Below are 11,864 nucleotides of genomic sequence, written 5' to 3'. Positions count from 1 at the left end.
GTTTATAATACCAACGTTATTCGGTTGCTAATATGAGAAAAATAACAGAAAAACAGAACGCTAAAAGTGTTTAGCACTTAATTATGAATGGTCAGCACCAACTTACCAATAAAATCACCAGATTCCATCAGCCGGTGAGCATCAGATGCCTGTGCCAGCGGAAAAGCCCGATGAATGACCGGAAGAAATGTGCCGGTTTCCACCAGTGGCCATACATGCTGTTCGATAGATGCCTTCAACGCACTTTTGAACGCAGCGTCCCGTGCACGTAGTGTGCTGCCCGTTAGTGTAAGTCGCCGCCGCATCAGCTTCATGATATCCAAAGGAGCATGTCTTCCTTCTGAGGCATTGATAAACACGAGCCGGCCCTCTTCGGCTAATAATGCTACGTGGCGTTCGAAATAGGGTGCACCGATGCTATCCAATATCACGTCGATCCGTATATCCGATAATGCATCGGCAAAATCAGTTTTTCGGTAATTGATGCACCGGATCGCTCCCAGTTGTTCGCAGAAACGGCACTTCTCATCCGACCCCGCCGTGGCATATACCGTGGCACCGAACTGCACTGCCAGTTGGATAGCCGTCGTGCCGATTCCACCACTTCCTCCATGTACCAATAGCACTTCTCCGGCTTGCAGCCTGCCGCGTTGGAATACGTTATGCCACACCGTAAATACCGTCTCGGGCAAGCAGGCAGCCTGCATAAAATCGAGATGATCGGGTATAGGAAGACAATGTGTAGCATTCACCGCGACGTACTCGGCATATCCTCCCCCTGCTACAAGCGCGCAAACCCGGTCGCCCGGCCCCCACTGCGTTACCCCGTCACCGCACATCGCTATCACCCCAGCCACCTCTAACCCCGGAATATCAGATACGATACCTGCCGGAGCAGGGTATTGACCTTTGCGTTGGAAGACATCGGGGCGGTTGATGCCCGCGGCATACACATTGATCAACACTTCATTCTCACGAGGTATAGGCACCGGCCGCTCTGCAAGCACCAGGCTTTCAGGTTCGCCATAAGCCGTTATCACGATTGCGTTCATCGTTTTTTTTCTGGGTATTTCTGCAAGCGTATATTTAAGGACAGCATGAAGTATCGGGCCAGCCGGTTATTGCGTACATCCAAAATATTCGTTTCGAATACTTCCCTTGTAATCCCGGTATTCTGGTTGAATAGATCAAAACCCTGCAACCGTAATAATGCCATGTTGTTGTTGAGAAATGTACATTCGATATAGGCGTTTAGCAACGTTGGGTTAACGCTGACAAAGTCGCTATAACCACTATTGAGGCGGTGTGAAAGGTCAAACCCAAACGCCCAATTGTCCGAAAGGTACCCTTTTCCCGCCAGTCCGACCAAGAAGGAATTTGCGTTGATACCGTTAACCAGCCCATATGGCTGATGCAGGGAGTAACGGGTACGGTTAAAGGTGTAACTGGTGTTTAGCTCCGTTTCAATCACGTCCTCCAGCATAAACCGCATTTGCATGGCCTGCGAGTAAATAAAATTACGGCCGAAATTCTTCTTATCGTTAACATACGATACGTTGTTGACATAGTCTGTTGTACCATTCAGGTTAAACTGAAAATTGTCGTTGAATATCGCCGTACTATACATATAATACCCACGTGCGTCGAAATATCCGGATGTATTCCGGAAACTGGTTTCCTGAACCGTACCGCTTGGATTTGACCGGTTTGTCACAATTTTATTCTGGACCTGGTTAAGTGCCAGCTGCGCTTCGAAAAAGCGATTCTTTCCCAGTTTAGTTTGACGAAAGCGGGTGGTGATCCGATTGACAAACTCCGCTTTCAACTCGGCATTTCCGATAATAATATTCTGCGAATTGGTCACATCACGGATCGGTTGTATCTGCGAAAAATTAGGCTGATTATTTGTTCCTAAGTATTCGATCGACCATTCACTTTCGTCATTAATACGGAAGCGGAAGCCTGCACTAGGTATCAGGTTGACATTCCGGTGCTGGGTCATTGTATCGATATCCATCGTCTGTCCTCGCAAGAGCAGTGGCTGCACAGCAAAGCCCAACGTATATTTAAAACGCTTGCTTTGCTCCATTTGGTAAACCAATCCCATGCGATTGCTTTCAAAAAAATACGAGTAATCTACGCTCAGCGAATCGACAGGTTCCTGCTTATCGACGTCCCATACGCTACGGCGACTGTCAATTGCGGTGTAGTTATATTCATAGCTGAATTCCAATATACTGTTGTTGTCGACGGGCTCAACGTAAGAAGCTTTCAGTCTTCCCACCCGGTTCTGGTTGTCGCTCGTCACATCCTGCCTCAGGTCGTAATCGTTGACGCCCGTCACGGGTTCGCCGGTTAGTATGTTGACGTTTCTAAATGCATCACTAATGTTTTCCTCTTTATCCCGCTGGGCATACTTTCCCTGCATATTGACCACAAACTTTCTCCCCGGTTTATGAAATGCGCGTGAGTACAGCACATCCATGTCAAAATTGGGGGTTGAAACATTCTCCTCCGCCAGGTAATCCCTATCGGTGATGGTCCGCTCCAACCCCCGCTGAATCGTATCGTTGCTGACATGGCGGGAGCCGACACTGCTATATGAAATATTTGGACTGATCTTCAAGTAATTGCGATCATCCAGTTGTGCTTCAATATCCCAAGCCATTAAGTGATTCTTATTGTCGGTATTGATCTCATTGTCTTTCAGTGTGACGATAGAAAACGTACCCAAGTTACTTGTCTCCTCGGAATTGCCCAATGTCCGGTTCTTTCGGTTTGTAAACGTATACTTTCCATAAACACTTACCTTGTCCGAAACGTCATCCGAATAGCTTATTCCAACGGAGTTGGTAGTATTTATACCATCTTCGGGATCCACCATTCCCGTTAGGTCCGAATTGCCACGCTCCCTTCCTCCGGATCCGGTAGGGGCACCGTAACTGAAAAGGCTGGTATTGGTATTATTTAAAGAGCCCAGCACCGAAAACTCCTGCCCGTCGTTGAAGTTGTTGATCCCCATGCTGCCAATGTAGCGATCTACCGTACCACCGCCACCGGTGACCTGCCCGAAGAGAATGCGTTTCTTATCTTCCTTTAACACGATATTAAGTATCTTTTCCGGTTCGGAATCTTTAATACCGGTGCTATTGGCCATATCACCGTAGTAATCGATCACCTGAATGGATTGGATAAATTCAGCAGGCAGGTTGCGGGTAGCCGTCAGTACTTCGCCGCCAAAGAAGTTCTTGCTGTCCACCTGCACCCTACTGATCTGTTTCCCGTGGGCGATCACCGTACCATCCCGCCTCACCTGCACATTGGGAAGCAACTTCAATGCTTCTTCGAGCAACGAGTTTTGTCGCACATTAAAGGCATCCATGTTGTATTGCACCGTATCTTCCTTGATAACAATGGGCTGAATACGATTGATCACAATTTCCTTGAGCAATGTCTGCTGCGGAGGCAGCACCGTTGGGAGCAGCTGTACTACCGGACCGGGGAAATTGGACGGATAGGATTTGTCCAATATCTTGTAGCCAATCATGCTAAATGTGAGCCGAAACTCGGGACCGATGATATCTGTAAACCGGTAGTTACCTCCTCCGTCCGTAATCACCAATGCCGTATCAAGTACAGTGGTGAGTCGCACATTTACGCCGGGCAGCGCAACGCCCGCCGTATCAATCACAACGCCGCTTATTTCTTTTCGTTGGTGCTGGGCAAATGCCTGCAACGATACAAAAAGTAATGCAAAAATGAGTAGCCTATGGATTGTTATTGATGGCAACTTTATGTAGGGATAGCTAACTAATTGATATATCTGCTCCTTATATAAGGAACGAAAGATAGCACATTATCTGTATGCGTGCAAAAAAAAACGGGTTGTCCTTTCCAAAAAAGACAACCCGTATAAAACGTAGCGGTTAGCGTAGATACTACCCCTCGTAACTCACTTTGGGTATGTGCTTGTCAATCTCCCAACGGCCTGTTCCCTCCTCGCCGATCACATCGAACATCTCCAGAATACGCCTTGCTACATATTCTTCTTCGATTTGCTCCTCGAGAAACCATTGGATAAATTGAAAGGTCACAAAATCCTTTAACTTAATACACTTCTCGGCAATGTGGTTGAATTGTTGAGTTACATACATTTCCTGTTCCAGCATCTGCTCAAATACGCTGCGAAACGATTCGAAATCCGTGGGAACGTTTACGATTTCCGGAGAAATCGCTTTGCCACCCCGGTCATTTACGTAATTGAAAAGCTTCATCATGTGCTTTCGTTCCTCTTCCGATTGTTTGGTAAAGAAGTCCGAACTGAAATCATATCCTTGGTCATCGCACCAAGATGACATCGCCAGATACACAGATGATGAATGTGCTTCCACCTTGATTTGCGCATTCAATATGTTTTCTATCTCTTCGTTCAACGATGTTTTTAATCGCAATAGATCTTTCATGATACGTGTATTTATGTTTCGATCAACGAGCATTCGTCGCTCGTAATTTATACTACAAAAATACGGAAATCAAGTGGTAATACACTCAAAATAAAAACAATACGAATTCAGTCTAAATTACAGCTTAGCTACCCGGCTGGGTGTGGTTTTCAGGCATGCATTGATCACGCTATTGAGCTCGATCATGAACTTTGCACCATTTAACAACTCCCTGAGGTTCAGTACATCGTTGATATCCAACACAAAACAGCGAGGTGTACGAAAAGGCATCAGGATGGTGAAATCTGCCGTTCTGGACGGATCAATAATCATCGCCGAAACGTCAATAGCATCAATTTTTTTCTTAAAACTAAAAAAATCGCTCACCCGGAATGCGGTAGTGTCGCCTGCAAATTCCAACCAGTAACAATTCTGCCTGCTGCATTGATACACTGCGCCGTGATCCGTCCGATAAACCTCCTCGAAATTAGCCAGAGGGCAAACCATTGTCAAACCTTTTTGATTAACGGTGGCGAATATACATATTATTTATAATCAGTCCAACTTATTTTTATATACGGAGCCGTGTGTTTGCTAAATCGCGGAGTTGTGCCCGTGCGATGTTGCCTTTCTACCCTTTTCGATTTGCTAGTGCAAAACAGTCGCTCCTTAAAGCAGGCTATTCTTATCAACTTTTTCTACCTTGCTGCCATCTTTCAACAGCTTACTGATTGCATTGAATGGGCGGGATACCACCTCATCGCCTTCTTCAAGCCCCGAAAGAACGCGGATATAGGTATCATCCTGAATACCGGTGGTCACTTCCACCTGCTTCACAGTACCTCCTTCGTATACAAATACGTATTCTTTCATTTTGGGCACCCCAGTGGGCGTGGGAGCTCCTGCGGTGGCATTGGCTGCCTTGGCTGCGGTATCTGCAGCCACGGGTTCACGTGTCGTAACTGCTTGTATCGGCACTGCCAAACCAGTATTCTGCTGTGTATGTATATCTACTGTAGCCGATAGACCCGGACGGAACGGCGATGGATTGGGTTGATCGTTTTTCAACAAATCGGTATACGAATCGGGCAAAATACGAACCTTTACATTGAAATTGGTCACCTGATCGGTCCCGGCAGTCGTGGTAGTCTCTGCAGTAGCTGTGGTGGATGAGCTCGCTATTTCGGTAACAATCCCCTTAAATTTCCGGTTTTGGAATGCATCGATTTCAATCGAGGCTTCGTTATTGAGTGCCACCCGATTGATATCATTTTCGTTCACTTCAACAACAACTTCCATTGTTTCCATATTAGCGATGCGCATGATTTCAGTACCTGCCATTTGAGCGGTACCCACCACGCGCTCACCGAGTTCGATCTGCAGCAACGAAACAACGCCATCTACCGGCGCATAAATCGTAGTACGGGCCAGGTTATCACCTGCTTCTTTTACCGATGCCTGCGACTGATCGATACCGTACCGTGTGGCGATTACATTTTGCCGCTGTCCTTCCAGATTTGCTCTGGCACTCTCATAATCAGCCCGGATCTGGTCAAACTCAGCTACGGAAATCACTTTCCGTTCAAATAATTCCTGATTACGTTTGAAGTTGGCCTCAATGTTGGCAAAATTCGCTTCCTGTTGCTTCAACTGCTGTTCCGCCATGGCCAAGCTGGCGCGTTGTGCATTTAGTGAAGCGACCGCCCGCTCGTAACCGGATTGCAGGATATCGGGCCGTACGCGGCAAAGGATCTGTCCCTTGGTTACCACGTCGCCTTCCTTTACGGTCAGTTCGACGATTTCGCCGGAAACTTCAGAGCTTAATTTTACCTCTACTTCGGGATGAATTTTACCACTGGCCGACACCTGTTCGTTTACCGTTTTTTTCTCAGCTTTATCGGTAGCCACTTTGATTACATCTCCCTGGCCAATCCATCCCATCTTATTGGCAATGATGACCCCTACTACCAGGATTACCGCACCAATGAGTACATATTTAAGTGTATTTTTTTTCTTTGCCATTGTTTATTTATGCTATTGCTTGTTATTCGTTAGTTCCCGAAATTTATCTCATTGCCCAGATAGAAGTCTATCACTTTGCTTCTAAACAACAGGTCGTATTTTGCCTGAATATGGTCAAATTCTGCCTTATTCATCGTTGTTTGGGCGGTGAAAAGTTCAACCGAATTAGCCAAACCGACTTCATACCGCTGACGAATGACTTCAAAGGCGTCTTTGGCCGACTCAAATGCCGTTTCTGTTGAACCATACCGCTTGCTGGCAGAGCGAAGATCCAACACTGCCTGGTTAACGATTTTATTGAGGTTATTTTTAGCCAATTGTTCATTCGTCAAGGCATTTTGATAATTAATTTTTGCCTTGTTTACGGAAGTTCTGACTTGAAACCGGTTAAATATCGGGATGGTCAGCGTCAATCCGATGTATGGACTTTCATTGTTGCGCAACTGATCGCCAAAAGACACCCGACCGTACTCGGTTGGCCGCCCATCCGGATCAAACGCAATGGGCTGTACAGCAACGGAAGATACGCTGGTACCGTACCCTGCTCCGAAGTCTAATGTCGGATAGTATGCACCCTTAGCAATGTCGATGTTGCTTTTGGCGACTGCGGTTGAAAAAACGGCAGTTTCTATATCTGGTTGTGCTTTCAACGCCTGCTGATAAACTTCAGTCGCAGTATAAGGTGTTTCTATTTGCTCAATATTGGCAATCGGCGGCTTTTCCAACACGATGTCTTCCGAGGGGTCCATTTCCATGAGCTGCTTTAAATTTAGCATTGACAACTCAAAAGCGTTCTCGGCGGAGGTCACATTCAGTTCATCGGTAGCTACTTGACTTTTTGCCTGCGACAGATCGGCCAGCGTGTTATTCCCCACTTCATAATTTGCTTCTGCTACTTCCAATTGCTGCTGAGAAAGGTTCAGTTGCTGCTCAGCCGCCGTCAACAAATCCTGGTTGGTCAGTGCCTCTAAATAAGTGGTAGCCACGGATAACACTAGGTCATTTTTTACCTTTTCGACGTTGCTTTGATCAGCTGCGAGCTGATTTTTGTTGGCTAGTATCTGATTAACTCGCTGGAATCCCTGGAAAATCGGAACATCCGCTGATGCCCCTGCATTAGCTGTATTTACCGAAGGCACCAATTGCCCTGAATATTGATCAAAATACCTTCCAAAGCGCATATTCCCACCTACCTGTGCATTCAACGACGGGTAAAATTGGCTTTTAGCCTGTTTTAAGTCTTCTTCTGATAACGCTTCCTGAAATCGGGCCTGTTTTACTTGCAGGTTGTTGTCTAGCGCTTGGTGAATGGCCGCTTTGATGGGAACTAATTTCTGTGCGGCACTTTGTTTAGGCGACAGCCATGCAACACAAAAGCAAGCGGTCAAATAGGCAAGGTATGAGAAACTTCTTTTCATTGTCTCCAAAATCGTATCTTTACTTTTTATAATAATTCATGTATACTGTCAAAGCTCCCTTCATTCTACATTGGCTTTATCCTACGCTCACATGGCACCGTAGCCGCACCGAAAAACGCATTTTTCTCACCTTTGACGACGGGCCGATACCGGATGTTACACCGCTTGTTATAAATACCCTAAATAATTATGGTGTCAAGGCTACATTCTTCTGTGTGGGCGAAAATATAAAAAAACATCCTGATTTATTCAATACACTGCTGGAAAACGGACACCGGATCGGCAATCACACATACAACCACCTCAATGGTTGGAAAACACCAGATGACATTTATTTGAAGAACGTAGACCGTTGCGAGCAACTGACGGCGACCCGACTCTTCCGCCCTCCATACGGCCGGGGCAAACGCTCGCAATACGCTGAACTTAAGAAAAATTATGAGATCGTCATGTGGGACGTTCTTAGCGGTGATTTCGACACCAAACTTTCTCCAGAAAAATGCCTAGATAATGTATTGAGATATACACAACGTGGATCAATCATCGTATTTCACGACAACATCAAAGCAATTCCACGCGTAGCCTATACGCTGCCCCGAGCAATTGAACAGTGGATGGCGGATGGGTATGAATTTGGCGTATTATAACGTTGTCCTATGCACTACTGAACCGTTATGAAATACTCCGCAACGGCTTGTGCACTAAAATAACCTAACGCTCCCTCACCGAAGGCCGAAGGTGGGTTAGCCGGAGCTGCGGTACCTGGGTTGTTCGCCTGTACCACATTCCAGAAATCAAACACCTGCTTGTCAACGCATTGCATCCATAGGAATATGGAATCACCAGCAACTAACTCGGTCTCAAAGTCGGTAACGTCTTCATTCACATATTTACCGTCATTGAATTTGTCGTTGGTAACACGCACCATTGTAACAGGACTGCCATTGACGCTCCACAGATAGCGGTAGTAGTTGCCTACACCGGCGGGATCTTGGTACTTGACACTGATGAATTTCTGTTCCTCGTTAAAGACATTTCGGATACCGGTTCCTATCGAATCTACCAACACGGATTCCGGCATGCGAGAAGTCGCCGTAAATTCCTTTCCCTCGACGCGTACCCGCAGCCGATATTGGTGCCCCACTTGCCCCTTGAACTTACTACGGTATCTTCCAGGGGTCTGCTCAATCAATTCGAATAACCTGCCGTCTTCGTCAAACACCGTCACCTCAGCGCCCGACACCGGATCAAAAGGATTGTCGGTACTGAAGGCAACCGTCCGGCTGATGGTCACTTGTTGATCTTCCAATCGATTGCTTACTTCTCCGACGATCACCAACTGTGGAGTCGCGTCATTCAGATCGATGTCAATAACATCTTCGCATCCCAACCCAAAAAAGGCCAACATCCCTATAAAATACCTGTAACACCTGTCCATTGCTAAAACTTAAAATTCCACGTAACGGAGGGAATAATCCCAAATAACGCTATCTGATATGCCTCGGTGGCATTCGGATTACCTTCTTTCTCTCTGAAATCAATGATAAATGCATTTTTACGATTGTACACGTTGTAAATTCCGAACGTCCAACTGGATTTAAAGCGTTTGGATGTCGCCGATTCCCAAGTTGTCCCTAAATCCAACCTGTGATAATCTGGCATCCGGTAACCGTTGCGCTCGGTATAATACCAAAGAGTACGCCCGTCCACTGTATATTTCCCGCTGGGGAACGTCACGGCATTGCCCGTACTATATACAAAGGTGGCTGAGAGATTCCATCGCGGTGATAGCTGATACATACCCACAACCGATGCATCGTGCGTACGGTCTTGGCGCGCGGCAAACCAATTTTTATTATTGATGCCGCCAAACCGCCGCTCGCTGCGCGAAAGCGCATAGCTCAACCACCCATTCAATCGACCCTCCCGTTTTTTCAAAAACACTTCGACACCATAAGCTCGGCCAAGCCCGAACAGCAATTCAGCTTCGATGTGCTCATTGGCCTGCAAATCAGCTCCATTGCGGTAGTCTATTTGATTTTGCATATACTTATAATAGGATTCCACTGAAAATTCATATCGGTCGCCTCCGAAATTCTGGTAATAACCCGCTGCTACCTGATCGGCAATTTGGGGTTTGATGTTGTTGCTACTCATTACCCATGCATCCGTGGGTAAGCTCGAGGTGGAATTAGACAACTGATGCAGATTTTGGGTGTTACGGTTATACGAAAGCTTAATACTGTTGTTGCCCTGCAACTGATACCCCAAGGATAGGCGGGGTTCTAAGTTCAAGTAATGTTTCACCAAGTCGCCGCCTCGATATTCCATACCTTCTATCACGTCTCCCTCGCCATCGTATGCATAAAATGTGCCCGGTCCAAACAGCAGAAAAGTATTCAGGCGAAGCCCATAAATCAAACTCAATCGGTCGGTTGGCTTCCATTCATGCGAAAGATAAGCCGCCAGCTCCATCCCTTTGCGGTTTTCCAATTTCAAGCTATTTACCGCTGTATTTTCGTCTGCATTGATGTTGGCCGGAGAAATCCCTTGCTGCAATACATTGACACCAAAACGCCAAGTGCTCTTGCTCGTGGAAAAAAACTGAAAATCCTGTTTCAGGTTGTAATTCTGTATACGGGAGGCAATAACGAAATTAAATTCGTCGTTTTCGATACTGACGTTATAATTAAAATTACTATACACAAATGTGGTATTGGAAAATAACCGGCTGTTCAGCACATGGTTCCAACGGAAGGTTCCTGTAGCATTGCCCCAATCAAAACCGAAAAGGTTGGAATAACCCAACACGTCCCTTCCAAAATACCCCGATAGAAAAAGTGTGTTCTTTTCATCAATCCGATAGTTTGCTTTGGCATTCAGGTCATAGAAATAGAGCCGGCTGTTGTTTACCTCTTCGTCATTTGAAAGTTTCAGAAAAAGGTCGGCGTACGTCCGTCGCCCACTGATCATAAACGACCCGCGGTCCTTGACGATCGGCCCATCAACTTTCAGCCGCGAAGCAATCAGGCCAACACCTCCTTCTGCACCGAAGTTCTTTTTATTGCCGTCCAACATGGTGATATCTAATACCGATGCGATCCTTCCTCCATATTGTGCTGGCATTCCTCCTTTGTACAAATTCACTTCTTTGATGGCATCCGAATTAAATGTGGAGAAGAAACCAAACAGATGCGACGCGTTGTACACCATTGCTTCATCCAGCAAAATCAAGTTCTGATCGCCCGTTCCACCCCGCACATAGAAACTGCTGCTGCCTTCACCGCCGGAAAGCACCCCCGGGAGAAGTTGGATGGTCTTCAACACATCTTTCTCGCCCATCAATACCGGCACGTTCTTGATCTCATTCACATCCACCCTGGCAATTCCCATTTGCGGACTACGCACATTTTCACGGTATGTAGACTGGCTGATTACCACCTCTTCCAACAATTCACCGCTGCTGAGATCAATCTGAATTGTGGTATCGCTGGTCAGCGTCACCGGCACTTCCTGTGCGTGATAGCCTACATGCGATATGATCAATACTTGGGTTGTTTCATGAACGGTAAGTGAAAAAAAACCGTAATTGTTGGTTCGCGCACCAACGGAAGGATCATCCTTCAGCCGGATGCTTGCTCCGATTAGCGTTTCTCCGGTTCCGGCATCACGAACATGACCGCTGATTGTATAGGACGTCTGGGAAGACACATGAACCGGAACAGAGGCAAGTAGGGTAATGAAGACAAAACACACCTTGCGAAACCGAGTAAACGACATGCCTACAATATTACATGCTTTATGCCAATTAACCGCCGCTAAAAAGACATTTTTTAGTTGTCCACCCTCCCTTCCTGACTTAACCAACACAAGCTATTGTTTATCAAATAAATAAATCTTTTAATAAAACCATCTCGAAATCATTTTATTTTTCCTTAGAACGCCGTTTCCCATATTTCTATTCGTGTGCGTCTGTCTACAA

Annotated in this window: 9 protein-coding genes; 1 reads left to right on the top strand and 8 read right to left on the bottom strand. The window is 46.2% G+C overall.

Annotated elements, in window-relative coordinates; all coding sequences use genetic code 11:
• Nucleotides 1-77: 77 nt before the first annotated feature.
• The 6 genes from BMZ56_RS01995 to BMZ56_RS01970 form a co-directional block, all read right to left on the bottom strand.
• Nucleotides 78-1,052 (bottom strand): NAD(P)H-quinone oxidoreductase, encoded by a 975-nt coding sequence (locus tag BMZ56_RS01995; protein ID WP_090623467.1) that lies wholly within the window; start codon nt 1,050-1,052, stop codon nt 78-80.
• A complete protein-coding gene (locus BMZ56_RS01990; protein WP_143072816.1) occupies nt 1,049-3,790 on the bottom strand; it encodes an outer membrane beta-barrel protein in 2,742 nt (913 codons plus the stop codon). Before BMZ56_RS01990 ends, BMZ56_RS01995 begins: the two co-directional genes overlap by 4 nt.
• Nucleotides 3,791-3,938: 148 nt before the next feature.
• Nucleotides 3,939-4,463: a ferritin gene (locus tag BMZ56_RS01985; protein ID WP_090624427.1), complete on the bottom strand. Its 525-nt coding sequence runs from the start codon at nt 4,461-4,463 to the stop codon at nt 3,939-3,941.
• Nucleotides 4,464-4,580: 117 nt separating this feature from the next.
• Nucleotides 4,581-4,949, bottom strand: a complete 369-nt coding sequence (locus BMZ56_RS01980; protein WP_090623459.1) for a hypothetical protein — start codon at nt 4,947-4,949, stop codon at nt 4,581-4,583.
• Between the two features lie 162 nt (nt 4,950-5,111).
• Nucleotides 5,112-6,464 (bottom strand): efflux RND transporter periplasmic adaptor subunit, encoded by a 1,353-nt coding sequence (locus tag BMZ56_RS01975; protein ID WP_090623452.1) that lies wholly within the window; start codon nt 6,462-6,464, stop codon nt 5,112-5,114.
• A 29-nt stretch (nt 6,465-6,493) separates the two neighbouring features.
• The gene (locus BMZ56_RS01970) at nt 6,494-7,882 is read right to left on the bottom strand and encodes a TolC family protein (protein ID WP_090623449.1); all 1,389 of its coding nucleotides are present in this window, start codon (nt 7,880-7,882) and stop codon (nt 6,494-6,496) included.
• A 38-nt stretch (nt 7,883-7,920) separates the two neighbouring features.
• Here BMZ56_RS01970 and BMZ56_RS01965 point away from each other — a divergent pair, with 38 nt between their 5' ends.
• Entirely contained in the window at nt 7,921-8,529 is a 609-nt protein-coding gene (locus BMZ56_RS01965; RefSeq protein ID WP_090623445.1) for a polysaccharide deacetylase family protein, read from the top strand.
• A gap of 14 nt (nt 8,530-8,543) precedes the next feature.
• Here BMZ56_RS01965 and BMZ56_RS01960 read toward each other — a convergent pair whose 3' ends face one another.
• The gene (locus BMZ56_RS01960; RefSeq protein ID WP_090623441.1) at nt 8,544-9,320 is read right to left on the bottom strand and encodes a DUF4249 domain-containing protein; all 777 of its coding nucleotides are present in this window, start codon (nt 9,318-9,320) and stop codon (nt 8,544-8,546) included.
• A 2-nt stretch (nt 9,321-9,322) separates the two neighbouring features.
• Nucleotides 9,323-11,752 (bottom strand): TonB-dependent receptor, encoded by a 2,430-nt coding sequence (locus BMZ56_RS01955; RefSeq protein ID WP_317048174.1) that lies wholly within the window; start codon nt 11,750-11,752, stop codon nt 9,323-9,325.
• Nucleotides 11,753-11,864: the final 112 nt, after the last annotated feature.

The organism is Parapedobacter indicus (assembly GCF_900113765.1).
Taxonomy (GTDB): domain Bacteria; phylum Bacteroidota; class Bacteroidia; order Sphingobacteriales; family Sphingobacteriaceae; genus Parapedobacter; species Parapedobacter indicus.
Note: the sequence above shows the minus strand (reverse complement) of the source record. Positions and strands in the feature narration are given on the sequence as shown.

Coding starts and splice junctions, on each gene's coding strand:
- BMZ56_RS01980 (WP_090623459.1), bottom strand. CDS start 4,949: ATGGTTTGCCCTCTGGCTAATTTCGAGGAGGTTTATCGGACGGATCAC.
- BMZ56_RS01960 (WP_090623441.1), bottom strand. CDS start 9,320: ATGGACAGGTGTTACAGGTATTTTATAGGGATGTTGGCCTTTTTTGGG.
- BMZ56_RS01995 (WP_090623467.1), bottom strand. CDS start 1,052: ATGAACGCAATCGTGATAACGGCTTATGGCGAACCTGAAAGCCTGGTG.
- BMZ56_RS01965 (WP_090623445.1), top strand. CDS start 7,921: ATGTATACTGTCAAAGCTCCCTTCATTCTACATTGGCTTTATCCTACG.
- BMZ56_RS01985 (WP_090624427.1), bottom strand. CDS start 4,463: ATGAAAGATCTATTGCGATTAAAAACATCGTTGAACGAAGAGATAGAA.
- BMZ56_RS01975 (WP_090623452.1), bottom strand. CDS start 6,464: ATGGCAAAGAAAAAAAATACACTTAAATATGTACTCATTGGTGCGGTA.
- BMZ56_RS01970 (WP_090623449.1), bottom strand. CDS start 7,882: ATGAAAAGAAGTTTCTCATACCTTGCCTATTTGACCGCTTGCTTTTGT.